This is a genomic window from Kibdelosporangium banguiense (assembly GCF_017876405.1).
GTDB lineage: Bacteria > Actinomycetota > Actinomycetes > Mycobacteriales > Pseudonocardiaceae > Kibdelosporangium > Kibdelosporangium banguiense.
In genome coordinates, this window is the sequence record NZ_JAGINW010000001.1 from 5,521,657 (window position 1) to 5,547,446 (window position 25,790).

General features: G+C 66.5%; 19 protein-coding genes and 1 pseudogene. 11 read left to right on the top strand and 9 right to left on the bottom strand.

The window, feature by feature from the left end:
* Positions 1-27: 27 nt before the first annotated feature.
* On the top strand, positions 28-3,165 hold the full coding sequence (locus JOF56_RS26095) for an ATP-binding protein (RefSeq protein WP_209642142.1): 3,138 nt from the start codon (positions 28-30) through the stop codon (positions 3,163-3,165).
* Here JOF56_RS26095 and JOF56_RS26100 read toward each other — a convergent pair.
* The 3 genes from JOF56_RS26100 to JOF56_RS26110 all read right to left on the bottom strand — a co-directional run bounded on the left by JOF56_RS26100 (position 3,149) and on the right by JOF56_RS26110 (position 5,927).
* Positions 3,149-3,892, bottom strand: a complete 744-nt coding sequence (locus JOF56_RS26100; RefSeq protein ID WP_209642143.1) for an ABC transporter permease — start codon at positions 3,890-3,892, stop codon at positions 3,149-3,151. The two genes, JOF56_RS26095 and JOF56_RS26100, sit on opposite strands and share 17 nt — an antisense overlap.
* Positions 3,889-4,821: an ATP-binding cassette domain-containing protein gene (locus JOF56_RS26105; RefSeq protein WP_209642144.1), complete on the bottom strand. Its 933-nt coding sequence runs from the start codon at positions 4,819-4,821 to the stop codon at positions 3,889-3,891. Before JOF56_RS26105 ends, JOF56_RS26100 begins: the two co-directional genes overlap by 4 nt.
* Before the next feature lie 260 nt (positions 4,822-5,081).
* On the bottom strand, positions 5,082-5,927 hold the full coding sequence (locus JOF56_RS26110; protein WP_209642145.1) for a helix-turn-helix transcriptional regulator: 846 nt from the start codon (positions 5,925-5,927) through the stop codon (positions 5,082-5,084).
* A gap of 126 nt (positions 5,928-6,053) precedes the next feature.
* Between JOF56_RS26110 and JOF56_RS26115 the strand changes: the two genes are divergently transcribed.
* Positions 6,054-7,019: an aldo/keto reductase gene (locus JOF56_RS26115; RefSeq protein WP_245378403.1), complete on the top strand. Its 966-nt coding sequence runs from the start codon at positions 6,054-6,056 to the stop codon at positions 7,017-7,019.
* Positions 7,020-7,101: 82 nt separating this feature from the next.
* On the opposite strand, the gene JOF56_RS26120 is transcribed toward JOF56_RS26115, so the two are convergent.
* Positions 7,102-8,070, bottom strand: a complete 969-nt coding sequence (locus JOF56_RS26120; protein WP_209642146.1) for a hypothetical protein — start codon at positions 8,068-8,070, stop codon at positions 7,102-7,104.
* The gene (locus JOF56_RS26125) at positions 8,067-8,594 is read right to left on the bottom strand and encodes a SigE family RNA polymerase sigma factor (RefSeq protein WP_209642147.1); all 528 of its coding nucleotides are present in this window, start codon (positions 8,592-8,594) and stop codon (positions 8,067-8,069) included. Before JOF56_RS26125 ends, JOF56_RS26120 begins: the two co-directional genes overlap by 4 nt.
* A gap of 173 nt (positions 8,595-8,767) precedes the next feature.
* Here JOF56_RS26125 and JOF56_RS26130 point away from each other — a divergent pair, with 173 nt between their 5' ends.
* Positions 8,768-9,172, top strand: a complete 405-nt coding sequence (locus JOF56_RS26130; RefSeq protein WP_209642148.1) for a VOC family protein — start codon at positions 8,768-8,770, stop codon at positions 9,170-9,172.
* A gap of 90 nt (positions 9,173-9,262) precedes the next feature.
* Here the strand turns inward: JOF56_RS26130 and JOF56_RS26135 are convergent, their stop codons facing one another.
* Positions 9,263-10,099, bottom strand: a complete 837-nt coding sequence (locus JOF56_RS26135) for a MerR family transcriptional regulator (protein WP_209642149.1) — start codon at positions 10,097-10,099, stop codon at positions 9,263-9,265.
* A 384-nt stretch (positions 10,100-10,483) separates the two neighbouring features.
* Between JOF56_RS26135 and JOF56_RS26140 the strand changes: the two genes are divergently transcribed.
* Both JOF56_RS26140 and JOF56_RS26145 read left to right on the top strand, forming a co-directional pair.
* Positions 10,484-12,412 carry a potassium transporter Kup gene (locus tag JOF56_RS26140; protein ID WP_307855261.1) on the top strand — a complete coding sequence of 643 codons (1,929 nt, stop codon included), beginning with the start codon at positions 10,484-10,486 and terminating at the stop codon, positions 12,410-12,412.
* Between the two features lie 44 nt (positions 12,413-12,456).
* A complete protein-coding gene (locus JOF56_RS26145; RefSeq protein ID WP_209642150.1) occupies positions 12,457-13,437 on the top strand; it encodes an NAD-dependent epimerase/dehydratase family protein in 981 nt (326 codons plus the stop codon).
* Between the two features lie 45 nt (positions 13,438-13,482).
* Here the strand turns inward: JOF56_RS26145 and JOF56_RS26150 are convergent, their stop codons facing one another.
* From JOF56_RS26150 to JOF56_RS60775, 3 genes and pseudogenes are all read right to left on the bottom strand, one after another.
* Positions 13,483-16,137: a hypothetical protein gene (locus JOF56_RS26150; RefSeq protein ID WP_209642151.1), complete on the bottom strand. Its 2,655-nt coding sequence runs from the start codon at positions 16,135-16,137 to the stop codon at positions 13,483-13,485.
* Positions 16,138-16,257: 120 nt separating this feature from the next.
* Positions 16,258-17,079, bottom strand: coding sequence for a LacI family DNA-binding transcriptional regulator (locus JOF56_RS26155; protein WP_372448392.1), 822 nt, complete (start codon positions 17,077-17,079; stop codon positions 16,258-16,260).
* 60 nt (positions 17,080-17,139) lie between these two features.
* Positions 17,140-17,280: pseudogene (locus JOF56_RS60775) on the bottom strand (LacI family DNA-binding transcriptional regulator); the annotation flags it as partial.
* A 156-nt stretch (positions 17,281-17,436) separates the two neighbouring features.
* On the opposite strand from JOF56_RS60775, the gene JOF56_RS26160 reads away from it, so the two are divergent.
* The 6 genes from JOF56_RS26160 (at position 17,437) to JOF56_RS26185 (ending at position 25,760) form a co-directional block, all read left to right on the top strand.
* Positions 17,437-18,678, top strand: coding sequence for a sugar ABC transporter substrate-binding protein (locus JOF56_RS26160; RefSeq protein ID WP_209642153.1), 1,242 nt, complete (start codon positions 17,437-17,439; stop codon positions 18,676-18,678).
* Positions 18,679-19,578: a carbohydrate ABC transporter permease gene (locus tag JOF56_RS26165; RefSeq protein ID WP_209642154.1), complete on the top strand. Its 900-nt coding sequence runs from the start codon at positions 18,679-18,681 to the stop codon at positions 19,576-19,578.
* Positions 19,575-20,387, top strand: a complete 813-nt coding sequence (locus JOF56_RS26170; protein WP_209642155.1) for a carbohydrate ABC transporter permease — start codon at positions 19,575-19,577, stop codon at positions 20,385-20,387. Before JOF56_RS26165 ends, JOF56_RS26170 begins: the two co-directional genes overlap by 4 nt.
* 13 nt (positions 20,388-20,400) lie before the next feature.
* A complete protein-coding gene (locus JOF56_RS26175; RefSeq protein WP_307855262.1) occupies positions 20,401-22,104 on the top strand; it encodes an amylo-alpha-1,6-glucosidase in 1,704 nt (567 codons plus the stop codon).
* Positions 22,105-22,213: 109 nt separating this feature from the next.
* Positions 22,214-22,909 carry a glycoside hydrolase family 12 protein gene (locus tag JOF56_RS26180; RefSeq protein WP_209642157.1) on the top strand — a complete coding sequence of 232 codons (696 nt, stop codon included), beginning with the start codon at positions 22,214-22,216 and terminating at the stop codon, positions 22,907-22,909.
* A 157-nt stretch (positions 22,910-23,066) separates the two neighbouring features.
* Positions 23,067-25,760 (top strand): exo-rhamnogalacturonan lyase family protein, encoded by a 2,694-nt coding sequence (locus tag JOF56_RS26185; protein ID WP_209642158.1) that lies wholly within the window; start codon positions 23,067-23,069, stop codon positions 25,758-25,760.
* The last annotated feature ends 30 nt before the right edge of the window (positions 25,761-25,790 follow it).

A 25,790-nucleotide genomic window follows, 5' to 3' on the forward strand; every position in this document is an offset into this window, starting at 1 on the left:
CCGGTCGTTCACGGCAGAATCAGTCGCGTGCGGATCGGGATGCTTGGACCCTTTGAGGTCGACACTGGCGACGGCGGTGTGGCGGAAGTGCCGGGTGCCCGGTTGCGCGCGCTGTTGATCGCACTCGCCCTCGAACCTGGCCGGGTGGTACCGAAGGCGACGCTGGTCGACTGGATCTGGGGCGAGAACCCGCCCGCTGACGCGGCGAACGCGTTGCAGCGCTTGGCATCCAGGCTACGGAGGGCGCTGCCGGACGGCGTTGTCGACGGGCAGGTGGGCGGCTACCGGTTGATGGTGGAACCCGACGCGGTCGACGCTGTGCGGTTCGAACGCCTGGTCGGTCAGGCACGCGGTGGCGAGGATTCCCAGCAGGCGAAGTTCCTGCGTGAGGCCCTCGGGTTATGGCGTGGCGCGGCCATGCAGGACGTCGGCCTGCAGGACAGTGAGGCATTCGACGCGGCCGTCGCCCGGCTCGACGGGCTGCGCCTGGCCGCGATGGAGGACCGGTTCGAAGCCGAGACCCGCCTTGGTCGCGGTGCCGAGTTCGTCACGGAACTGACCGACTTGGTGGCCACGCATCCCGTGCGGGAGCGGCTCGTCGCCTCGCTGATGCGTGCCCTCGGCGCGGCAGGTCGCAGCACCGAGGCGCTGACCGTGTACCAGCGTGCGCGGGAAGCCCTCGCCGACGAACTGGGCGTCGACCCCTCCCCAGAGCTGTCCGCATTGCACGTCGCGCTGCTGCGGGGCGAGGTGGGACGGCAAGTGGAGGACAGCCGTAACAGCAACCTGCGTGCCGAGCTGACCAACTTCATCGGCAGGGACGCCGATGTCGCCGTGGTCCGCGAACTCATCGCCGACCATCGGCTCACCACGTTGATCGGCCCGGGTGGCTCAGGGAAGACCAGGCTGGCCACGGAAACCGTGCGCGGGCTGGTCGACGACCTGCCGGACGGGGCCTGGATGGTGGAGCTCGCATCCATCGGTGCGGGCGGTGACGTTGCCCAGGCGACGCTCTCCGCGCTCGGCCAGCGGGACGGGCTGTTCAGCGGGTCACCGGACGCGGAGCCGACGGACCGGGTCATCGCCGCGGTCCGTGACCGGGAAGCACTGCTGATCCTGGACAACTGCGAGCATGTGATCGAGGCGGCGGCGAAGTTCGCCCATCAGGTGCTGGGGGAGTGCCGCCGGCTGCGGATCCTCGCGACGAGCAGGGAACCGCTCGGCATCACCGGTGAGGCACTGTGGCAGGTCGTGCCGCTGGCGCTGCCTGCGGAGAACGCCGCTCCCGCCGAGATCGAGTCCTCAGCGGCCGTCCAGCTGCTGCGGGACCGAGCCGGCGCGGTGCGTAAGGACCTCGTGGCCGACGTCCGGACGTTGTCGACCATGGCGCGTGTCTGCCGGGCGCTGGACGGTATGCCGCTGGCCATCGAACTCGCCGCGGCCAGGTTGCGCACCATGACCCTCGATCAGCTCGCCGATCGGCTCGACGACCGGTTCCGCCTGCTGACCGGCGGCAGCCGTACGGCGTTGCCGCGGCACCGGACGTTGCGTGCGATGGTCGACTGGAGCTGGGAACTGCTCACCGATGCCGAACGGATGGTCCTGCGCAGGCTCTCGGTGTTCGCCGGTGGCGCGAGCCTGGAAGCGGCCGAACGTGTCTGCGCGGACGATCCGGCCGGTGCGGGGGACGTGCTCGAGCTGCTGACCGCGTTGACCGAGAAATCCTTGGTGGTCACCAAGGACGAGGGGGCACCGCGCTACCGGATGCTCGGCACGATCAAGGAATACGCCGGCCAGCGGCTGACCGAAGCGGGCGAATCGGACCTGGCGCGTCGTGCGCACCTCGCGTACTTCACCGAACTCGCCGAAACCGCGGAGCCGCACCTTCGCCGCGCTGAGCAGGTGGAATGGCTCGCCAAGCTCAAGGTCGAGCACGACAACATCGGTGCGGCCATGCGTGGTGCGCTCGCGGCAGGCGACGCACAGGGAGCGATGCGGCTCGCGGCTGTCGGTGGCTGGTACTGGTGGCTTGGCGGCCGCAAGGCCGAGGGCACTGAACTGCTCATGGCGGCGGTCGATATGCCTGGCGAGGTGGCCGATGAGATCCGGGCCCAGGTCTACGCGTTCGCCGCGGGGTTCATGAGCGCCGGGCGGCGCAACCAGTACAACGCGGAGGAGTGGATCCGCAAGGCGACCCACTTCGGCCGGCTCAGTCAGAGCCGTCACCCGGTGATGGGGCTCACCGCCGCACTGGAACGCCTGCTGGATGGGCCGGACGCGTTCGTGGCCGCGTTCGAACCGGTGCTCGCCGACGAGGACCCCTGGGCACGCGCGATCGCCCGGTTACAGCTCGGTAAGCAGCGGATCCTGCTTGGCCAGGACGAGGAGGAAGCGGACGCGTACCTGGAAATGGCGTTCGCCGAGTTCCGTGCGCTCGGCGAACGGTGGGGGGTCTCGTTCGCCTCGACGCAACTGGCCGATCGGCTTGCCATGCGGGGCGAGTTCGCCAGCGCGTGCGAGCACTACGAACAGGCAATCGCAGCCGTCACCGAACTCGGTGCCATCGAGGATGTCGTGCCGATGCGGTCGCGGCAGGCCCAGTTGTACTGGGTGGCAGGAGACAAGGAGTCGAGTGCGGCTGCCATGGCGGAGGCGCAGCGGTACGCGGAACGGATCGCCTGGCCGGATGCGCTGACTGAGCTGGCCCTGGCGAAGGTGGAGCTCGCGCGCTGGAACGGTGACGCCGAGGAGGCACTCCGGCAACTCGGCATAGCCGCTGCCCTGCTGGGCGACACCGAGCAGGCGAACATCCACGTGATGACACAGGACACGCTCGGCTACCTCGCCGAGAACCTCGAAGAGGCAAGGCAACACCGCATCGCGGCCTTCGAGGCGGTGTCCGAGTCGGGCCATGCCCCTTTGGTCGCGCAGGTACTTGTCGGAATCGCGGACCTGGCCCTGCGCGAAGAACAGTACGAGCAGGCCGCACGGCTGCTCGCGGCGAGCGACCACGTGCGTGGACTGCCGGACCGGTCCCAGCCGGACGCCGCCCGGATCGAGCGGGACGCGCGGAATCGCCTCGGTGACAAGCGATTCACCGAGGCGACTCAGCAAGGGGCGCAAGCGGACTGGCGTGAACTGGCCGCGGTCACGCTCGCTTGCTGAACTTCGTGCGTGCCCACACGTAACCGACCACAGCGATCCCGACGCACCAGGCGATCGCTGCGATCGTGTGCCCGGACGACGGTGTGCCGTTGAGGAATCCGCGCACAGATTCGATGATCGGCGTGAACGGCTGGTATTCCGCGAACTCCCGGATCCCGGGGCCCATCTTGTCGGCCGGCACGATCGCGCTGGACAGAAACGGCAGCATCAGCAGCGGCACACTGGCGAAGCCTGCGGACTCGGCGGTTTTCGCGGCCAGTCCCAAGGCCACGATGAGCCAGCTGACCGCGAAACTCGTCAGCAGCAGGACCCCGGCCACGGCGAGCCACTGCGGAAAGGTCGCGGACGGGCTGAATCCCATCAGGAAGGCCACCCCGACGATGACTGCCAATGCCACCACGGTGCGCACCATGGTGGCCACGACATGGCCGGTCAGCACCGCGCCCCGGGAGACGTCCATGACCTTGAACCGGTTGATGATTCCCTTTGCCATGTCCGAGTTCACGGCGACCGCGGTGGCCGAGAGGCCGTACGCGAGGGTCATCATGAGCATGCCGGGTGTCGCGTAGTCGATGTAGTCGGTGCCGACGCTGAAAGCGTCCCCGAACACGTACACGAAGATCAGCATCATGATGATCGGCATGAAGATCGCGTTGAACAGCGTGACGGGATTGCGGACGGTGTGCTTGAAGTTGCGGCGCAGCATGATCGCCGAAGCGGTGCTCATTTCGAGGCCTCCGTGCTTGAATGACCGGTCAGGGCAAGGAAAACGTCGTCGAGGTCCGGCATGTGCACGGTGAACTCCTCGGCATCGATCGCGTACTCGTCGAGCCGGTCCAGCAGTCCCCGCACGGATTTGACGCCACCATCACTGGGCACCCGCAGCACCAGGCTCTCCGAATCCGGGGTGGACCCGGTCAGAACCCGCGTCGCCGCGTCAAGCTGGACGGTGCCGGCGAACCGGAACCGGACGTGGCCGCCGGGGATCTGCCGCTTGAGCTCGTCGGGAGTGCCCTCGGCGACCAGCCGGCCCTGGTCGAGCACCGCGACCCGGTCAGCGAGCTGGTCGGCCTCCTCCAGGTACTGAGTGGTGAGAAAGATGGTCATCCCGTCGGCCACCAACTCACGGACGATGTTCCACATAGTCCGGCGGCTGCGCGGATCCAGTCCCGTCGTCGGCTCGTCCAGGAAAACGATCCGAGGCCGGCCGACCAGCGTCATCGCCAGATCCAGTTTCCGCCGCATACCCCCGGAATAGGTCGAAGCCAGCTTGCCGGCCGTCGCCTCCAGATCGAACCGTCTCAGCAAGTCCTTGACGACCCGCTTGTCCTTGAGATGGAGAAGATCCGCCATCAGCTGAAGGTTCTCCTCCCCGGACAGCAGCTCGTCCACCGACGCGAACTGCCCAGTGACCCCGATCGCCGCCCGCACCTTCCTGGTCTCGGACGCGATGTCATATCCGGCAACACGCACAGTCCCACCGTCAGAATCCAACAAGGTGGTCAGTACATTCACCATCGTCGTCTTACCGGCCCCATTCGGGCCGAGCAGAGAGAAAACCGTACCCGCCCGCACATCCAGATCGATGCCGTCGAGCACGACCTTGTCCCCATAGGCTTTCCTCAGCCCCGAAGCAACAATCGCTGAACTCGTCATGCGCCCACTGTCACCGCCCACCCTGACACAGCCCTGTCCCCCACCTGACACAGCCACTGACACACAGCCCCGTGGTGGCGGGGTGCACGACGCCGGACGAGCCTCCGCGGCCGACAACAGCACAGACGGAACCTGCGAAGGCCGAGATTCCGGTGGATCGTGTCGAGGCTGCTGTGCTGGCGAAGTTGCGAACATCAGCAGAGAGTCCGAAGTGGAGCCTGCCCTCCCGGCATCGTCGGGAAGTACTTTGCCTGACGGCTTTACCGCGTGCCCGCTGGGAATTCCTCGATGCCGACGACCCGCAGGAGTTCCAGCCGTTCGCGGGCCTCGTCGTTCGCCGGGGTGAGCACCAGCAGTTGCTGGCGCTGGTCGGGTGTGACCAGGGTTTCGCAGTCCATCAGCATGGGGCCGACTCGCGGGTGCAGCAGGGTCTTGCGGTCGGCGCGCCGGACCTCCACCTCGTGCTCCGCCCAGAGTCGGCGGAAGTCGGCGCTCGCGGCCTGCAACCGGTCGACGAGGCCGGTGACTGTGGGATCGCCGGAGCGACGGCCGACGACTGCGCGTAGGTCGGCGACGAGCCGACGAGCGTGGTACTCGTGCTCCTCGGGCGAGTGGACGGTGCGGGCATCGGGGTCGGTGAACCACCGGTATATGAGGTAGCGCTGGTCGCCGGTGAAAACCGTGTGGTCGGCTGTCAGCAGGACGGCTGCGTGGTTTTGGGCGAGGACTTCGCTCAGGTCGGAGAGCACCATGGCCGGCGTGTCGCCGAGCAGGTCGAGCATGCGCATCAGGCCGGCGCGGGCCAGGCGGGCCACGCCGGCAGCGGGCGGGGGCTGGTGACCGGCCAGGTGGAACAGGTGATCGCGTTCGTCGTCGGACAGGCGCAACGCCCGGGCCAGCGCGGCCAGTAGCTGTGTCGAAGGCTGGCTGCTGCGGCCCTGCTCAAGGCGTACGACGTAGTCCACCGACATGCCGGCGAGCATGGCCACCTCTTCCCGGCGCAGGCCGGTGGTGCGGCGGCGAGGGCCGTGCGCGATGCCGACCTCGGCCGGCCGGATTGCCGTACGGCGGCGGCGTAGGAAGTCGGCGAGCTCGTCACGTTGCATGGCTCCATGGTCTCTCGCAGCGGCGAGCTCATCCAGGGAGCCGCGCTCCCACGATGAACTCTCCGCTCCCGCGCGTCGCGGCGCTGGCCCATGGTGGGTGACAGATCGACGACGAAGGAGAAAGTAATGCAGTCACGAACCCTGGGCCTGGGCGCGATGGGTATGTCCGGTGCTTACGGCGTTGCCGACCGCGCGGAGAGCATCGCCACCGTGCACGCCGCGCTGGAGGCCGGTGTCACACTGATCGACACCGGCGACTTCTACGGCATGGGCGACAACGAGTTGCTGCTCGCGCAGGCGTTGCGCGGCCGGGATCGCGGCAGCTACCAGCTGAGCGTCAAGTTCGGCATGCTGCGCGGGCCAGGTCCGCAGTTCGGCGGGCAGGACTGCCGCCCGGAGGCGGTGAAGAACTTCCTGGGTTACTCCCTGACCCGGCTGGGCACCGACTACATCGACGTCTATCGTCCCGCCCGGCTCGACCCGGCGGTACCGATCGAGGAGACGGTGGGCGCGATCAAGGAGATGATCGACGCCGGGTACGTGCGGCACCTCGGCCTTTCCGAGGTTGATGCTGCGACCATCCGCCGGGCACACGCCGTGCACCCGGTCACCGACCTGCAGATCGAATACTCGCTTATTTCTCGCGCGGTGGAGGCGGACGTCCTGCCCACGCTGCGGGAGCTCGGCATCGGCCTGACCGCGTACGGCGTCCTCGGCCGTGGCCTCATCTCCGGGCACTGGTCCACCGGCCGCACCGCCGGCCCAGGGGACAGCCGCAGCGTCAGCCCCCGGTTCTCCAGCGAGAACGTGGAACACAACCTGGCCCTGGTGGAGGCTCTGCGCAGGGTCGCCGAGGCGAAGGGGTGCACAGTCGCTCAGCTGGCCATCGCCTGGGTTGCCGCACAGGGCAAGGACATCGTGCCGCTGGTCGGCGCACGCACCCGCGAGCGACTGGCCGAAGCGCTGCCCGCGATGGAGCTCGACCTCACCGAGGACGACCTCGTCGAGATCGAGAAGGCCGTGCCGGCAGGCGCGGCACGCGGCGACCGGTACCCGGCCATGTTCATGTCCGGACTCGGTGTGGGCAACTGAATTCCGGGCTTTGTGGACTCGGTTGGCCAATCTCGAACAGAGGAACTCGTCGGTGGCCGTCACGGCCACCGACGAGCACTGCTCAGGGGTTCGAAATGCCCTGTGCGAACTGAACCAGGTCCGCCTGGGTGAACCCGAGGGCGTCCGGCACGTCGATGCTGAGGTTTCCGTGCCCTGGCAACGGCACCCACAGGATCGTGACCCCGTTCTGGTGGCTGACCAGGCCCGTGCGGTCGCCGACCGATACGGGGTCGCCGACCTTGCCGACGTCGTTGCCCGTGCGGCTGACAATGATCGGGCCGCTGTCGCCCCCTTTCTCGGAGGCGAACGCCACGGACTCGTCGACGGCGCCGTCCGAGGTGGCGGCGACCTTCATGCCCGCGGGAAGCCAGGCGAAGTCAAGTGGCATGGGGATCGGCTGGGGGTCCGGGCGCAACTCCTGCGCGTAACGCACCACGTCCGCCTCGGGCACGACGCCCGATTCCACCACTACCCACTGGCCGGGCTTCTCCTGCCAGGTGACCTTGACCTTGTCCTTCATCCGGGTCACCGTGGCGGACATGCCGCGCACAGTGGTGGTCGTCGAGCCGGTCGCCTGACCGTCGGTCGGCAGCTTCGGGTCGGAAACGACATAGACGTCCGGACCCGACGGGATATGGCGGTTATTGCTGGACGACGTCAGCTTCGTGCCCGCACCCTGGCGACCGAGCCGGTAAGCGTGCGCCTTGCCCGGCGTGAACGGGAACGTGCCGAGCGACGGCGCAGGCCCAGGCACCAATTTGCCCGCATTCGCCGGACTGCTCGTGGTGGGCACGACCGGGCTGGCGGCGACATCGAGCTGCCCTCCCGGTCCCGGTCCACCCGCCTGCAGGAGGTACGGCGTGGCCACACCCGCCGCGACCACAGCCGCCGCGGTGGCACCGATCCAGCCATTGCGGCTCCGGCGGCGCGCCGACGCGACTACACCGTCAGCCAGATCGGCAGGAGGAACGAGCGTGGGCGGCATCGGCAGCGCGTGCAGCCGGTCGCGGAGCTTGTCGGGGTGGGTCATAACCATGCCTCCTGTGAGGTCGGTGAATCGGCAAGAGAGGGCTCGAGAGCACGCAGCTTCGCCAGGGCCTTGGAGGCCTGGCTGCGGACAGTGCCCAGCGATATGCCCAGGACATCGGCGACTTCCGCCTCGGACCGGTCCTCGTAGTAACGCAGCACCACGACGGCACGCTGCCGGGGAGGCAACTGCCAAAGAGCGGCTATCAGCGCGTCCCGTGCGGCAATCTGCTCAGCATGGTCACCACTCGCAGCCCGTTCGGGCGGCTCAGCAACCGGCGACTCCGGCCGACGAGCCCGTAACCGCCACCATCGCGCCTGGTAGTTGTACATCGCACGCCGGACATAGGCATCGGGCTGATCCCGCCGACGGATGCGCGACCAACGCCGCGCGGTCCCCATCAACGCGGTCTGCAGCAGGTCCTGCGCATGGTGCACGTTCCCAGTCAGCAGGTATGCCGTGCGCAGCAACACAGGCGACCGGGCAGTCACGAAGTCGTGGAACTCCCGCTCGTCCTCTGGACTCATCTGTTCTCCCTCGTTTCACCCCTTCAGACACCACCGAGCCACGCCGCAATGCCCCGAAGGAAAAAGTCGGCGAAAAAAGTTCGAGGCCCGTGTCGATCGGCCGAGGACCCCTTCGACCTATGGGTGCGAGCCAGGCAGAGAGCCTGACCGACCAGCCCAGAAGGGACCCACCGATGGCCACCCAGATCTTCGTGAACCTGCCGGTCAAGGATGTCGCCGCGGCGCAGCGGTTCTACACCGGACTCGGCTACTCGATCAACCCGCAGTTCACCGGCGACCAGTCAGCCTGCATCGTGATCAGCGAGCACATCACAGCCATGCTGCTGTCCGAACCCCACTTCAAGGACTTCACCGACAAAGAGATCGCCGACGCAACCAAGACTACCGAGGTGATCATCGCGCTGAGCGCCGAAACCCGAGCCGCAGTCGACGAACTCGCCGACAAAGCCCTCGCCGCAGGCGGCTCCGAACCAAAAGCCCCCCAGGACCACGGATTCATGTACGTACGCACCTTCACCGACCTCGACGGCCACCACTGGGAGACAGCCTGGATGAACACCACCCAGAACCAGGGGTGAACACAGCAGCGGACTTCGCCGGAAACCCTGCCTGTGGGGCGGGGTTTCCGGCAAAGCGGGTGAGGCCAGTTCGAGTGCCCCGCACGGGCGTCAGCTGTCCGCGAGGTCCTGACCGAGGAGTTGTCCCGTGCGCTCGATGCAGCGCATCCGAGCGGGAGAGAAGTCGTACGGCATCTTGGTGAACGCTTCGAAGGCGCTCATCTGCGTGTCGTGCTCCCCGTCCAGATCGCCGTCGATCTCGAAGAGCTTCTCCTCGGCCATATCCAGCCCAGCAGCCTCGATGGCCTGGCACAGGGCCTTATGGTGGGCGTATCGCTGTGTGGCAAGTTCTTCGACGCGCGGATCATCAGGCTCGACGCCGTCGTCGAGGGCGGCCTCAGCCGCGTCGAGCCGGTCCTCCTCAGCCCGCAGGCCAGGATGGGTAGCCAGCGCGATGAACGTACTGGCCTGGACGGCGGCGCCCAGCGGGCCGAAGATCCGTTCCGTGACCAGCAGGGCATCCAGCTCGGAGGGACGCAGCGCACCAGGAGGCAGGTGGCTGAGCCGGTCCGTCACCAGGTCGGAAAGCAGCCCCAGCGGGCTACCCACGGCCCGCAGGCGCTGGATGGCCACGCGCTGACGTCTGATGGCGGCCTCCTGGACAGCCAAGGTTTCGTCCAGGAGGCCCAGGTTTTCCTCGAGGTCCCGGGTCTCGTCGAACGCGGCCCGCATATCGTCAAGCCTGATCCCAACCCCTGCCATCTTGCGGATCCACAGCAGACGGATCATGTCGTCGTAGCCGTAGCGGCGCCGGCCGTCCCCGCCACGCTCAGGCTCCCGAAGCAGCCCAATCTGATGGTAGTGGCGGATGGCGCGCGGAGTTGTCCCGGCGAAGGCGGCAGCATCACCGATCTTGACCTGACGCGGAGGCGTGACGGAAAGGTACATCAAAAACGGACCCTTTCATGCTGTGATGCCCCAAGAACAGCACATGCCGCAACGGCACGTGCAACCCCACCCAGGCCCCACCAACAGCCAAGCCGGACACCACCCAGCCGCCACCGGGACTGATCAAAGCGACGAACAATGGTTGCCGAGGCGAAGGCGCGAGCCCCGGTTAGCGCCCCTGGTCGCGAACCTGGCCCGGTTACCGAGCCCTGGAAACGGCTAGCCACATAAGACTATCCACTCCGGACACTGGCGGGATCGTTCGCAAGACCGAACTTCAAAGTGGACGCCGGTCAAGCTCGACAACACCGGAACAACCATCGGCGGTCAGGCCGGCAGGGCGGTATTGTCCGCCTGGATGCGCCGTACGGCAGGAGGATCGTTGTGACCGACCGTCAGCAAGCGACCACTTCGGACACTGGATCGGCTGTGCGGCTCGCCTTGATCGTCGGTGCGCTCGGGGTGGTGTTCGGCGATATCGGGACGAGCCCGATCTATACCATTCAGACGGTGTTCAATCCGGGTGATCCCCATCCGGTACCGGTCAGCACGGAGAATGTGTTCGGGATTGTCTCGCTGGTGTTCTGGTCGGTGATGATCATCGTCACGGTCACCTATATATTGCTGGCGATGCGGGCGGACAATGATGGTGAGGGCGGCATTATGGCCCTGATCACGTTGTTGCGGCGGTGGAGTGCGCAGCGGGGGCGCCGGGCGGCCGCCGTGCTGGCCGGGGTGGGTATTTTCGGGGCGGCCTTGTTCTTCGGCGACAGTATGATCACTCCGGCCATCTCGGTGCTGTCGGCGGTGGAGGGGCTCAAGGTTGTCGAGGAGTCGCTGGACGAGCTGGTCGTGCCGATCACCGCAGTGATCATTGTGCTGCTGTTCCTGGTGCAGAAGCGGGGGACCGCGGCGGTCGGGCGGGTGTTCGGGCCGGTGATGATCGTCTGGTTCGTGGCGATCGGCGCCTGCGGCGTTGCCGGTATCGCGCATCATCCCGATATTCTCAAAGCGTTGTCGCCGATGTACGCGTTGAATTTCCTCGTTGGCAATTTCGGTATCGCGTTCTTCGCATTGGCAGCTGTTGTGCTCGCGGTGACGGGTGCTGAGGCGTTGTACGCCGATATGGGGCATTTCGGCCGACGGCCGATCACGCGGGCCTGGCTGATTCTGGTGTTTCCCGCGTGTGTGCTCAGCTATATGGGCCAGGGCGCGCTGATCCTCGAGGATTCCCGCAATATCAGCAGTCCGTTCTTCCTGCTTGTGCCCGAGTGGGGACGGTTGCCGATGGTTGTGCTGGCCACGGCGGCCACGGTGATCGCGTCCCAGGCGGTGATCACCGGCGCGTTCTCGGTGGCGTCCCAGGCCGCCCAGCTCGGCTATCTGCCCAGGCTGAGGATCGCGCACACGTCGGAGTCCCGAATCGGGCAGATCTACGTTCCGTGGGTGAACTGGCTGCTGATGGTCTCGGTGCTCACGCTGGTGTTCGCGTTCCGCAGCTCGGCGGCGTTGGCGTTCGCGTTCGGCATGGCGGTGACGGGGACGATCACCATCACGACTTCGTTGTTCCTCTACGTTGCCCGCCAACGGTGGCACGCGCCGCTGTGGCTGGTCGGTGCTGGCGGAGGGCTGCTGATCGCGGTGGATCTGTTGTTCCTGGCGGCCAACATGACCAAGCTTGTGCACGGCGCGTGGTTGCCGCTGCTGATCGGCCTCACGATGTTCACGGTCATGAACACCTGGCAACGGGGCCGCGAGATCGTCACCAGCGAACGCGAACGGCGCGAAGGGTCACTGCACGAGTTCATCGACCAGTTGCGCAACGGGAAAAAGCCGATGCGGCGAGTCCCTGGCGCGGCGATCTTTCTAAATCGGGGCAAACGGACGGCGCCGTTGGCGATGCGGGCCAATGTGGAGCACAACCACGTGCGGCACGACCATGTCGTGATCATGTCGATCGAAACCGAGCCGGTGCCGCGTGTTCCGGCCGATCAACGGGTCGTCGTGGACGACCTCGGCTACGCCGACGACGGGATCACCCACGTCACAGCCAAGTTCGGCTACGCGGAAACCCCCGATGTGCCGGGCGCGCTCGCGATGCTGGACCCGGCCACGACCGAAGGAAGAATCCCGCTCGACCAGGCGTCCTACTTCCTGTCCAAGATCGAACTGCAGCGCGGCGATCGGCCGACGATGGCAGCCTGGCGCAAGCGGCTTTTCATCGCCACCTCGTACATAGCTGCTGATGCCGCCGAACACTTCGCCCTGCCACGGGAACGCACGGTCATCATGGGCGCGCACATCGACGTGTAAGGATGCAGGGACTCTGCTGACGCCGCACGAACGATCGGAGAACCATGAAAATCGTCGTCATCGGTGGTAGTGGTCACATCGGTACCTTCCTCGTCCCCCGGCTGGTGCGTGCCGGGCACGAGGTCGTCAACATCAGCCGTGGGACCCACAAAACCTATGCCGACGCCCCCGAATGGCAGCAAGTTCGTCAGGTTGTCGCCGACCGTGAACAAGAGGACCGCGAGGGCACGTTCGGGGATCGGGTCGCGGAGCTGCAGGCCGATGCCGTCATCGACCTGGTCTGCTTCACCCTCGGATCGGCGACCGCGCTGGTCGACCGGCTTCGCGGGACGGCCGGGCACTTGCTGCACTGCGGGACGCTCTGGCGATACGGTCCGAGCCGGCAGTTGCCGATCTCCGAGCACACCGGCTCCGGCACGGCGCCAGTCGGGGACTACGGCATCCAGAAGGACCTGATCGCGCGGATGCTGAAGGAGGAAACCGCCTCCGGCGGGCTGGTGACCACATCCCTGCACCCCGGTCACATCGTCGGGCCCGGCTGGCACCCGATCGGGCCGCTCGGGAACCTGGATCCTGCCGTCTGGTACACCCTTTCGGCCGGAGAGCCGTTGGAGATCCCCGGGATCGGGGTCGAGCTGATGCATCACGTGCACGCTGACGACGTTGCCCAGGCATTCGAGAAAGCAGTCGAGCGCCGGGACGCGGCCGCCGGTGAGGACTTCAACGTCGTCGCCCCGACCGCGCTCAACGTCCGTGGCTACGCCGAAATCGCCGCCTCCTGGTTCGGGCAGACCGCGACGCTGGAAACAGTGACCTGGGACCACTTCCGCCGATCCACCACGCCGGAGTACGCGGAAGCCGCCTGGGACCACCTCTTGCGCAGCCACTGCCTCACCATCGAGAAAGCCATCAAGCTCCTCGGCTACGCGCCACGGTACGAGCCCGAAGAGGCAGTACTCGAATCCGTCCGATGGCTCATCGAACACGATCAGCTGAGTGTCGCCGGCCCGCTGAGGGAAGGCTGACAGCGTTCTTGGCGCCACTGTCCACAGTGGCGCCAAGAACCGGGTTCACTGGCCCCGCAGAGCAGCCAAGGTGATGTAGTCGATGTTGGGGGCGTACTTCGAGCGTTGGCCGTACTCGTTGTACGTCCTGCCATCCCAGTTCGGCAGTTCCTGGGAGGTGAACCGGATGGTGTTCACTCCCGGGCTGAGCCAGACCGGAACGGCCAGGTCGCGGAACTGGTTGAAATGGAACGTGTTCGGGAACTCCACGCGGCGGGGGAGCCCGCCGTTGACGGAGATGTCCGCGTGCCTGGTGACCGGGTCCGGGTTGTAGTGGGTGGGGATGGACTCCTGGGCGTTGGCGTAGCGGACCACCAGAATGTGCTGGCCTGGCCGCTGTGCGGAGACTTTCATGGTGAGCGCGTTGGCCGGGCCGTCGCCCACGGCGGTCACCACTGTCCCGGACGCGAAGGAGAAGTCACCGCTCACCTTGGCCGCTCCGGTGACAGTTCCGGTTTCCGCTTCGACTTTCACCGGCGCGGGTTGCACGGCCGGCATGGTGCGAACGCGGTCGAGCAGGAGATTTCCCATGGTGCCGGTGACGGTGAGCTGGTTGATCCCGGCCGACAGCAACAGTGGCACCGACTGGTTTCGCCGTGTCCCACCGACGATCACGCCGTCGACGTTCTGGCCGTTCAGCTTCACCGACGCAAGGCCGCCCCCGAAGTGGTCGAAGGACACCAGGGCGTGCCCGTCGCGGTCCGCGTGCACCCAGAACGTGGCTGACGCCCCAAACGGCAAGGCCACGACGCCCGGCCCGGAGGAATCGGCTGTACCGTAACGGATCTTGGCCTTGGCGAGGTCCGCGTATTCCGCTTCGTAGCTTGACTGTCCGTCGGTGACCGGGTCGACCAGGGCAAGGTCGATCTTGTCGATGATCGCGTCACCGCGGGTCGTGCCCAGCTGCGGATCGGACGCTGCCAAGGTGATCGTATGCCTACCGGCACCAAGTTGGACGCGTGTGTTCGTGTGGTCCCACACGACCCACCCGTAGGACACTGGCAGTCGTAGCTCTTGTGGTTGTGCGCCGTCGACTCGCAGGAACACGTTGGTCGGACCTTGGGGCACGACGCTGGCGTATTTGTTGTAGGTGCTGGAGAAGACGCTCAGGTCGTAGACACCGTTCTGCGGGACGTCCACGTCGAACGACAGCACCACGTTCGATCCCGTGCGCAAGCCACCGACGTTGTAGACGCCAGAAGTGGCGAACTTACTGACATCGTTGGGGTTTCCCTCCGGCCCGTTGCGGCTCCAGCCCGAGCCGGTGTGGGCGGCGTTCTCGGCCTCGTAAGTGCGGCGCCACGGGGTACTCACCGCGGCCGCGGTACCGCTCCCGCCTGGGCTGAGGATCACCTGGTAGGCCGACATCTCGTTCATTCCGGTGAAGGGCAGCAACACGCTGCCGTCGGCCGCGACCGCGAGTTTGGTGTTCAGCACGGGTGCCGGCTCGGGTGAGTCGCCGACCTGACCGGTCCACGGGATCTCACGCACACTGGCGTGCACGGTGTTGCCGAAGATGTTTCTGTCCACATTGGTGAAACGAACATCGGCCGACCCGTTGGCGCCGCCGAAGATGGCGCGGGACTGCCGCTTGTCGCGGTCCAGCGTGGCGATACCCTGCAGGGTGTACTGCTGGCCAGGGGAAGGCGGCGTGACGCGTACTGTGTTGCCGGTCATCTGGCCGTAGGCGTTGAACAGCCACCACTGGCCGTTGCCCTTGTTGGCCTCGACCGTCGAATCGTTGAGGTTTCCGTCGATGTTCCAGTACGCCAGATCGCCGTCGACTTTGGACTCTTCGAGTGCGGCCATCCACTGGATCATCTGGCCGGGCACGGACAGGTGATATCGGAAGGCGTACTCGTCGATGTTGATCGGCAGCGGCGCGATGCCGAGCTCACGTTCCCAGCCGCGATACGTCGCCACGCTCGATCGCACCGCACCCGGTGACGACAGCTCGTGCCAGGTGATCACGTCCGGCAGGCAGTTGTTCGCCTTGCAGTACTGCAGGAATCCCTTGACCTGGTTGTAGAGCACGCTGGTGTTCGGTCCGGCGATCCGGGCTTTCGGGTCGATGCTCCTGATCAGGCCGTAGACCTGCTGCCACTCCTCGAAGAAGTAGCGCGGGTCGTCCAGCCAGTTGATGTTGTTGTAGCTGTACTGGCCGGTGCCGTACCAGTTGCCCTCCGGCTCGTTGAACGGCACGTAGACGACGTGGTCGCGGTAGCCGGACGCGAGCACCTGGCGGACCTGGGTCTGGACCTTGGCACGGAAGTCGTCGCGGCCTGCCTGCCCCTGGGCGCGCTGGTACGGGAAGCCCCGGTAGATGTCGGTCATGTAGATGTAGACATCCCGGCCGCCGTTGGCCACGAACGGCTTTGCCACCTCGAGTGCGTCCGCGCCGGGGTGCTGCGGGCCGTCCTGGGCCTTGGTCGCGAGCGTCTTGGGGTAGAAGCCCGCCAGGACAGCGTCGCTGGGCACGCCAGGGCCGTAGACCCCGTAGAGCGAACCCGCGGCGCCGCCGTGGAACGGTCCCGTGCTGGTGTCGAGATCGATGGTGAGTGTGCTGGCAGCGGCCGTGCTCACGGTCGCTGTGGGAAGCAGCGCGGTCGACGCGAGTATCACGGACAGCGCGATACCACGGACAGTTCGCCGTTGAACCATGGGTGCTCCGAACAGGTCGGCGGACACAGGAAATCGAACCGGTTCGATTAGCGAGTGAACGTACGCGTGATGAGCGCTGCTAGGCAAGAGGCAGGCGTATCGAAACGGTTCGGCGAACTGTCAGCCGTGACGGGCCCCGGTGCTGGAGCGCAGGGTGATCGCCGGTTCCAGCAGGGCGTGGCGTGGCGTGGCCGACGGATCGTTGATCTGTTCCAGCAGGAGGTCCACGGCAAGCCGGGCCATCTGCCTGGCGGGCACGTCCGCGGCGGTCAGCGGCGGGTAGAAGTCCTCGGCGAGCCGGTCGGCGATCACCCCGGTGAGCGAGAAGGCCCGTGGCACGTCCAGCGCCGCGCGATGCAACGCACGCTGCACGCCGGGCAGCGCGGCCTCGTTGATCGTCACCGCGGCGGTCACTCCCGGCCAGCGCTCGCGGATCTGCTCGAAGCACGCCAGCCCGGCGGCGGGGTCGTCGGCGCAGCACACGTTGTGCGCGGTCAGGCCGCGTTGCCCGGCCGCTTCGAGGAATCCGGCCGTCGAGCGCAGCGCCGGACCATAGCCTGCGGCGACCAGCTCATCGGAGCGGTTGATCAGCACGACGTGCTGATGTCCCAGGTCAGCGAGGTGACGCACGCAGCGGCTGATGAGTCCGGCGTAGTCGACGTCGACCCACCAGGACGCGCCGGGGTGCTCGACGTGGCCGATCGTCACAAAGGGCAGGCCGGCCTGGCTGAGCCGGTCGACCCGCGGGTCCGCCAGCAGGATCTCCATCAGGATGACCCCGTCGACCCGGCGGCCGGTGACGATCCGCTCGAAGGACCGGTCGTGGTCACCCCCGCTGGGGGAGAGCAGCACGTCGTGGTCATGGACCGCGGCCGCCTCCACGACGCTGGCCACGAACTCGAGCTGGACATCGGTCAGCCGGGTGCTCGCCGGGGGGATCACCAGGCCGAACGTCCGGGTGCGGCCTTCGGCCAGCGCGCGGGCGCTGGCGTTGGGCCGGTAGCCCAGTTCGGCGATGACGTCGTTGATCCGGCGCACGGTCGCCGCGGACACCGGCCGTTTGCCGCTCAGGGCGTAGGACACCGTGCTCCGCGACACCCCGGCCCGCTTGGCGATCTCCCCGATGTTCATGTCCGTGTCCCGTCTCCGGGCCCGTCTGGGGGAACCGGTTCGACCTCAGGTCATCGTATGGCATCTCGTACTTGCGCGTGGTCGGCTCGGGGTTTACGTTAGCCGCACTTTCCGCGCATCGAACCGGTTCGATGAACGTCGTCAGTGAAGCCGGCAGGAAGGATCACCATGCACGGCACATCTCTCTCCCGACGACTCCCGGCTGTGCTGGCCGGCCTGGTCGTGTCCCTGGCTGCGTGCTCGTCGGCACCCGATGCCGGTGGCCCCGCCACACCGGGGACCTTCTCGCTCTGGGATCCGTATCCGCAGTTCGACGCCGGTTCCGAGTGGGCGAAGGTGATCGACAAATGCGGGACGGAGGCGGGCGTGAAGATCGAGCGCCAGGCCTACGACACCACCGACCTGACCAACAAGGTCCTGCTGGCCGCGCAGCAACGCACCGCGCCGAATGTGCTCGTCCTGGACAACCCGGTGGTGTCCACGCTCGCCGAAGCAGGCGTGCTCAAAGCCAACCAGGAGGTCGGGCTGGACGCGTCGCAGGCGTCGCCGAACCTGGTGTCCGCCGGATCGCAGGGTGGTCAGACCTACGGCGTGCCGATCGGTGCGAACACCCTGGCGCTTTACTACAACAAGGCCGTGCTCAGCGCTGCCGGTGTCGATCCGGCGGCGGTCAAGGACTGGGCGTCCCTGGACGCGGCGTTGGGGAAGGTGAAGGCCGCGGGCAAGAAGGGCATCACATTCTCCGCGATCGGCACCGAGGAAGGCACATTCCAGTTCCTGCCGTGGTTCTGGGGCTCCGGAGCGGCGCTCACCGATCTCTCCTCGGCCGACGCGGTCTCGGCGCTGTCGCTGTGGAAGTCCTGGCTGGACAAGGGGTACGCGCCGAACTCGGTGGTCAACAACACCCAGACCACCAGCTGGCAGGAGTTCGCGACCGGTGAGTACGCGTTCGCCGAGAACGGCACCTGGCAGTTGCAGAACGCGAAGAAGACCGGCTTCGAGTACGGCGTCATCCCGATCCCCGGCAAGAGCGGCGCCACGGCACCCGCGCCGACAGGTGGTGAGTTCGTGACCGTCACCGTGCAGGACAACAAGGACAGCGAGGCGAAGGCTGGTCGCATCGCCACCTGCCTGACCAGCCCGGACAAGGTGATGGCCACGGACACCGCGCTGACCTACGTCTCGGCCGTGGCGTCCGTGCAGCAGCAACAGGTTGCCGCACAACCGGAACTGGCTGTCTGGGTGGCGGCGGTGAAGAGCGCGAAAGGCCGCACCGGCGACAATCTCGGCACGCGCTATCCGCGGATCTCACAGCCGCTGTGGGGTGCCGTGCAGGCTGCCCTCACCGGTGCGAAGACGCCGGAGGCGGCGCTCAAGGACGCCCAAACCGCTGCGGCGTCAGCGAAGTAGATGCAGGCGCGTTCGCAGGCCGTCGCCCGGCAACTCACCGGATGGGCGTTCCTGGTACCTCTGGTCGCCTACCTGTTGGTGTGTTACGCCTACCCGTTGTTCACCAACATCGACCTGAGCATCCGCAACTACACCGTCCGTACGTTCGTCCACGGCGGCGCGCCGCTGGCCGGGTTCACCAACTACGTCACAGTGTTCGGTGACCCGACCTTCGGCACGGCGTTGATCAACACGGTCGTCTTCACCGTCGCGTCACTGGCTTTCCAGTACGTGATCGGCCTGGCGATGGCCGTGTTCTTCGCCCGCGGCTTCCGGTTGTCGGCGACCCTGCGCGGGCTGTTCCTGGTGCCCTGGCTGCTGCCGTTGATCGTGTCGGCGTCCACCTGGGCCTGGCTGCTCAACAGTGAGTCCGGCCTGGTCAACGCGGCACTGGGACTCGTGGGCGTGGACCCGGTCAACTGGCTGACCTCGCCGTCCTGGTCGCTGGTGTCGGTGACCATCGCCAACATCTGGATCGGCATCCCGTTCAACCTCGCCGTGCTCTACAGTGGACTGCAGAACATCCCCCGCGAGGTGTACGAGGCGTCCTCGTTGGACGGCGCGAGCGGCTGGCAGACCTTCCGGCACATCACCTTTCCCATGCTGCGCCCGGTCTCCGCGATCACCCTGCTGCTCGGCCTGGTCTACACGCTGAAGGTGTTCGACATCATCTGGATCATGACAAAGGGCGGGCCGAGCGGTTCCTCCACCACGCTGGCCACCTGGTCCTACGAACTCGGGTTCGGCAGCATGGTGCCCCGGTTCGGGCCCAGCGCCGCGGTCGGCAACGTCCTCATCCTGATCGCGCTGGCCGCCGGGCTGGTGTACATCCGCATGCAGCGCAGGCAGGAGGCGGCATGAGGCGTGGGTCCTGGCGCACGGTCATCGGTCTGCTGCTGACCGCGGTGATGTTGTTCCCGGTCTACTGGATGGTCAACGTGTCGCTCACGCCCGCGAGCGACATGCGCAAGTCACCGCCCAGCCTGTTCCCGGCCGCGCCGACATTCGAGGGATATCAACGGGTCCTGCGCGAGCAGTTGCCCTACTTCGGGACGAGCCTGCTCGTCGCGCTGGGTACGGTCGTGCTGACCCTGGTGCTGGCCGCGCCCGCCGCGTACTCGCTGGCCAAGCTTCGTCCGCGGGGGCGCGGCACACTCGGCTTCGTCCTGCTGGTCGCCCAGATGATTCCCGGCATCATCATGGCGCTGGGTTTCTACGGTATCTACGTCAGCCTGGGCATCACCAACACGGTCTGGGGCCTGATCTTCGCCGACTCGACCATCGCGGTGCCGTTCGCCGTGCTGATCCTCACGTCCTTCATGGCATCCGTGCCCGGCGAACTGCTGCAGGCCGCTCGGATCGACGGCGCCGGGCCGTGGCGGACGTTCGTCTCGATCGTGCTGCCCGCCAGCCGCAACGGCGTGGTGACCGCGGCGCTGTTCTCGTTCCTGTGGGCGTGGTCGGACTTCATCTTCGCGGCCACATTGGACGCAGGCGGCCGGATGCAGCCGCTCACCCTGGGGATCTACCGCTACATCGGCAACAACAACCAGGAATGGAACTCCATCATGGCAACGGCCGTGGTCGCTTCCGTTCCCGCGACAGTGCTTCTCGTGGTGGCCCAGCGTTATGTCGCCGCCGGCGTCACCGCCGGGGCCGTCAAAGACTGAAAGGAACTCCTCTGTGGTACCCGAGTTCTCCGTCAGGGAGATCCCCTTCAGCCGGTCCGGCGCCTGGTTCAACCTCTCACCCGTGGTAGGCCTGGCAACCTATGCCGACGACGTTCACCTGGTGTCCCATCGCAACGGCATGCACCCTGTGTTGTCGCTCGTTCCCGTGGCCGACGGCCAGCCCGCGACCGCGGAGATCACAGCCGAGCCCGCGACGCTCACCTGGAGTGCGGGGGACAAGCGGATCACTGCTGTGTTCGCCTCCCCGGACACGCTTCGGATCTCCGGAACCGGCATGGGAATGCGGATCAGTGCGGCCGAACCGGTCCTGACTCCGTTCACCGGCACGTACTTCTTCGGTGATCCCGTCGGCGGGCTGGTATTCACCTCCTATGAGACCGGGCACCGCTTCCGCCTGACAGTCCTTTTCGGACAATTCGATCGAGCCGGTGAACAGGAACTCGGTGAAGCCGATCGAACGGTCGTCGTGGGAGGTGACGACGGCTCATGGGAGCTCGTTGTCGAGGAGCTCACCACCGCGCGGCCGTCGTTTACGCCCGCAGCAGACTTTCCGGCAACAGTTACCGCTACGCGCGATGCCTTCGGCCAGTTCACCGACGCGGTGGCGCCGTGGCGCGACGACCGGACGCCGGCCGCCGAGCTGGCCTGTTACGTGATCTGGTCCGCGACTGTGAATCCCGCCGGATTCATCACCCGCCCCGCGGTGCTGATGTCGAAGCACTGGATGGACAAGGTGTGGAGCTGGGACCACTGCTTCAACGCGCTGAGCCTCGCCCCTGGCGCGCCCGGCCTGGCCTGGGACCAGTTCCAGGTGATGTTCGACCACCAGGACGCCCAGGGCGCGCTGCCGGACTCGGTCACACACGCGGAAGTGCTCCACAACTTCGTCAAACCGCCCATCCACGGCTGGGCCCTGACCCGCCTGCGCGAACGTCTCCCCGGCGGGCTCCCCGACCCCGAACTGGCCTACCGCCAGCTCGCGGCCTGGACATCCTTCTGGCTGAACCACCGGCGTGCACCTGGCCAGAACCTGGCGTACTACGAACACGGCAACGACAGCGGCTGGGACAACTCCACCGTGTTCGGCGAAGAACGTCTTGTCCAATCCGCGGATCTCGCTGCTTTCCTTGTGCTGCAGATGAAGGAGCTCGCCACTCTGGCAGCCGAACTGGGCGATGAGTCCGCTCGATGGGCAGAGCGTGCCGACAGCATGCTCGACGCGATGATGAACGAACTGTGGAACGGCACCAGGTTCGTCAGTCGCGGCGTGACCACTGGGACAGTCCGGTCCAGCTCCAGCCTGCTCGACCTCATGCCCGTCGTGCTGGGCGAGTACCTGCCACGCGACGTGTTCAGCCGGCTGTGCGCAGGCGTCACGGAGCATCTGACCTCGGTGGGACTGGCCACGGAGCTGCCGGGTTCGCCGCACTACGAGGCCGACGGATATTGGCGAGGGCCCGTGTGGGCGCCGGCCACCGTCCTGATCGAGGACGGCCTGCGCCGAGGCGGCGCCGTCGAACTCGCCGACCAGGTGAGCGAACGTTTCCGTGCCACATGTGAGAAATCAGGGTTCGCGGAGAACTTCGATGCCCTGACCGGCGAGGGGCTACGCGACCGGGCGTATACGTGGACAGCCAGTGCCTACCTCGTCCTCGCCGGGAGAGCCCGGTCCGCCGAGGGTCCATATCGGACATGACCGGGTAACTCTTGACCGTCACGCTCTGTCAGTGCCATAGTCGTCGAAGCGCTTCGATTGGCGCGACCCTGCACCTGTCCGTGCAACGACGCCCGGAAGGAACCCATCCATGCGCAATCCACTACGTTCGCTGGTGAGCGGAATCGCCGCGGTCCTCCTCGTCACCCTGGCGCCAGTGGGGACGGCACAGGCGGCCGCCTGGTCATCGACGGACAAATGGGGAACCTGGTCCAACGGTGGCTACACAGTCCGTAACGACGTCTGGGGTGGTGGCGCCGGCCCGCAGTCGATCTGGGCGAACTCGTACAGCAACTGGGGAGTCTGGGCGAACCACCCCAACACCGGCGGCGTGAAGTCCTATCCGCACGCGGGCCGCAACATCGGCCGGAACCTGAGCGGCCTGCGAAGCCTGGTCAGCAACTTCAACGTGTCCAGGCCAGGCGGCGGAGCCTACGCGACGGCCTACGACATCTGGGCGAACAACAACGCCTACGAAGTCATGCTGTGGATGAACAAGCAAGGCGCCGTGGGGCCGATCGGCTCGAAACAGGCCACGGCGACGGTCGGCGGCCACACATGGGACGTCTATCGCGGGAGCAACGGTTCCAACGCCGTGTTCTCCTTCGTGCGCACGTCCAACACGAACTCCGGTTCGGTCGATGTGCTCGCAGTGCTGAACTGGATCCGCAACCGTGGCTGGTACGGCGACGTGACCCTCGGCGAAGTCCAGTTCGGCTTCGAGATCACCTCGTCGGCGGGCGGCATGAACTTCACCGCCAACAGCTACTCCGTTTCCTCCTCCTGACAGCCGGAATCCGTTGCGGGGGTGCCGGCGGCAACGGCACCCCCGTACGTGCGTGCAGTCGAAGCGATTCGACGTCCGTGTCACCGTCCCCCTTGCGGCCGGCTTCGGAAAGCGTTTTCCTGGAGTCGGCACCTCGGACCCGGAACGGAGTCGACGAATGTCCCCCTTCACCCGACGGACCCTGTTGGCCGGCGGCACCGTATTGCCGCTGACGTTATCCGCGCAGGTAGGCAGGGCGGCAGAGGCCGCCGAACCGACTGAGGTGCACTGGCTCGAAGGCGGTGTGCCCGGCGAGATGACCGGTGTGACATGGGGATTGCCCTGGCCGAAGGGGAAGTTGCGACCGGATCAGTCGTTCAGCCTGCGCACAGCCGACGGAACCACGGTGCCTGTGCAGACATGGCCAATCGGCTACTGGCCTGACGGCTCGTTGAAGTGGAGTGCGCACGCCATGGCCGCCGGTGCACCAGCGGCTGAGCGGTACCTGTTGGCGCCCGGACCGGCTGCGGCACCGGCGAAAGCGGTCACCGTGACCTGGCAGGCAGGCCGGATCGTGGTGGATACCGGGCTGCTGCGGTGCACGATCAACATGGGCGGAAAGGTGTTGATCGATGCCGTCTCGCGAGGCGGCAAGGTGGTGGCGAGGGCAGGTGAGCTGGTCTGCTTGCACCAGAACGATCCCGACGAGAACGACGAAGGCGGCCGTAAGGTCGAGAGGTATACCGGCGAAGTGCAGCGGGTGACGGTCGAACAGAGCGGACCGGTCCGCGCGGTGTTGCGGATCGATGGCAAGCACCGTGCCAAGAACCGTGGCCGGGAGTGGCTGCCCTTCACTGTCAGGCTGTACTTCCACGCGGGTGCGGAGAACTTCCGGATGGTGCACAGCTTTGTCTTCGATGGCAATGCCGGCAAGGACTTCATCCGAGGGCTCGGTGTCCGCTTCCAGGTGCCGTTGAACGATGAACCGCACAACCGGCATGTCCGGTTCGCCAGTGCCGAAGGAGGCTTGTTCACCGAGGCGGTGCGTGGCATCACCGGGCTGCGCCGTGATCCGGGCTCGGCTGTCCGTGCCGCACAGGTCGCCGGCCGCGCCACGCCTGACGTGTCCACTTGGGACACGCGGGTGAGCTCGCGGCTTCAGCTGATCCCGGCCTGGAATGACTACACACTCAGCCAGTTGACGGCCGACGGATTCGTGATCCGCAAGCGGACGAAACCGGGCCACAGCTGGATCCAGGCCGCCGCGGGCACTCGGGCGGGCGGGTTCGGCTACGTCGGTGGGGCGAGCGGCGGTTTTGCCTTCGGCATGCGCGACTTCTGGCAGCTACACCCGACACAGCTGGACATCCGTGGTGCCGCGGGAACGTCGGCCGAGGTCACTCTGTGGCTGTGGTCGCCGGACGCCAGGCCGATGGATCTGCGGTTCTACCACGACGGCATGGGCATGGACACGTATCCCAAGCAGCTCGAAGGGTTGGAGATCACCTACGAGGACTACGAACCCGGATTCGGCGACCCGTACGGCATAGCCCGGACAAGCGAGCTGACATTCTGGGCGCTGGACGCAACACCATCAGCGGAACGGCTCGCCGCGCAGGCCGCAGTGGTTCGCACTCCGCCTGTGCTGGTCACCGCTCCGCAGCGGATGCGGGACGCGGGCGTGTTCGGCGACTGGTCCCCTGTGGACAGATCGACGCCGGCCAAGGCGCGGATCGAGGACCGGCTCGATTTCCTCTTCGACTTCCACCGCAAGCAAGTAGACCAGCGCCGATGGTACGGATTCTGGGACTACGGCGACGTAATGCACACCTACGACAACGACCGGCACGAGTGGCGCTACGACATCGGCGGCTACGCGTGGGACAACTCGGAGCTCAGCACCGACCTGTGGCTGTGGTACAGCTACCTCAGGACCGGACGAGCGGACATCTTCCGCATGGCCGAAGCCATGACCCGTCACACCGGCGAGGTCGACGTGTACCACATCGGCAAGTACGCCGACCTCGGCACACGCCACGGCGTCCAGCACTGGGCCGACAGCGCCAAGCAGTTGCGGATCAGCACCGCCGCCAACCGCAGGTTCCTCTACTTCCTCACCGCCGACGAACGCATCGGCGACCTACTGCACGATCTGGTCGACGCGGACAAGACATTCCTCGCCCTCGACCCACTGCGCAAAATCCGCACAGAGCCCTACGAGCCCGACCCCAAAGCCTTGGCCGTCAGCCTGGGAACAGACTGGGGCGCACTCGCCGCGGCCTGGTTCACCGAATGGGAAAGAGCCGGCGACCCAATCGCGCGCACAAAGCTGACAGACACATGCACCGCAATCGGCAAACTGACGAACGGATTCATCACAGGCGAAGGCCGCTACAACCTGACCACAGGCAAGTTCGCCACCGACACCGTGGCAGTTTCCGTATCACACCTCAGCGCGGTGTTCGGACTGGTGGAAATGTGCAGCGAGATCATCGCCGCGGCCACCCTTCCCGAGTTCGAACGCGCCTGGCTCCAGTACTGCACGCTCTACAACGCCACCGCCGCCGAGCAAACAGCCGCCGTCGGCCAGTCCTTCGGAACCCTCAACCTGAAACAAGCACACGCCCGCCTGACCGCCTACGCCGCAGCAAAAACAAACAACCCAACCCTGGCCGCCCGCGCCTGGACCGAACTCGACCGAGGCGAAGCCGGCTACCCCACAACAAGCCCGTGGACAAGCACAAGAATATCCGGCCCCGCAGTCCTCAACCCAGTCGACGAAGCAACCTGGGTATCAACCAACGCCACCGCCCAATATGGACTGGCCGCCATCCAGTGCCTAGCCTTGATAGGAGACCAGATCCCCAGCTGAGCCTTCGCAGTGCCGCCTCACCCCCTTGCG

Bases quoted from the DNA above. Each gene is read 5' to 3' on its own strand.
- JOF56_RS26100 (WP_209642143.1), bottom strand. From the start codon at position 3,892: ATGAGCACCGCTTCGGCGATCATGCTGCGCCGCAACTTCAAGCACACC.
- JOF56_RS26105 (WP_209642144.1), bottom strand. From the start codon at position 4,821: ATGACGAGTTCAGCGATTGTTGCTTCGGGGCTGAGGAAAGCCTATGGG.
- JOF56_RS26110 (WP_209642145.1), bottom strand. From the start codon at position 5,927: ATGCAACGTGACGAGCTCGCCGACTTCCTACGCCGCCGCCGTACGGCA.
- JOF56_RS26115 (WP_245378403.1), top strand. From the start codon at position 6,054: ATGCAGTCACGAACCCTGGGCCTGGGCGCGATGGGTATGTCCGGTGCT.
- JOF56_RS26120 (WP_209642146.1), bottom strand. From the start codon at position 8,070: ATGACCCACCCCGACAAGCTCCGCGACCGGCTGCACGCGCTGCCGATG.
- JOF56_RS26125 (WP_209642147.1), bottom strand. From the start codon at position 8,594: ATGAGTCCAGAGGACGAGCGGGAGTTCCACGACTTCGTGACTGCCCGG.
- JOF56_RS26130 (WP_209642148.1), top strand. From the start codon at position 8,768: ATGGCCACCCAGATCTTCGTGAACCTGCCGGTCAAGGATGTCGCCGCG.
- JOF56_RS26135 (WP_209642149.1), bottom strand. From the start codon at position 10,099: ATGTACCTTTCCGTCACGCCTCCGCGTCAGGTCAAGATCGGTGATGCT.
- JOF56_RS26145 (WP_209642150.1), top strand. From the start codon at position 12,457: ATGAAAATCGTCGTCATCGGTGGTAGTGGTCACATCGGTACCTTCCTC.
- JOF56_RS26150 (WP_209642151.1), bottom strand. From the start codon at position 16,137: ATGGTTCAACGGCGAACTGTCCGTGGTATCGCGCTGTCCGTGATACTC.
- JOF56_RS26160 (WP_209642153.1), top strand. From the start codon at position 17,437: ATGCACGGCACATCTCTCTCCCGACGACTCCCGGCTGTGCTGGCCGGC.
- JOF56_RS26165 (WP_209642154.1), top strand. From the start codon at position 18,679: ATGCAGGCGCGTTCGCAGGCCGTCGCCCGGCAACTCACCGGATGGGCG.
- JOF56_RS26170 (WP_209642155.1), top strand. From the start codon at position 19,575: ATGAGGCGTGGGTCCTGGCGCACGGTCATCGGTCTGCTGCTGACCGCG.
- JOF56_RS26180 (WP_209642157.1), top strand. From the start codon at position 22,214: ATGCGCAATCCACTACGTTCGCTGGTGAGCGGAATCGCCGCGGTCCTC.
- JOF56_RS26185 (WP_209642158.1), top strand. From the start codon at position 23,067: ATGTCCCCCTTCACCCGACGGACCCTGTTGGCCGGCGGCACCGTATTG.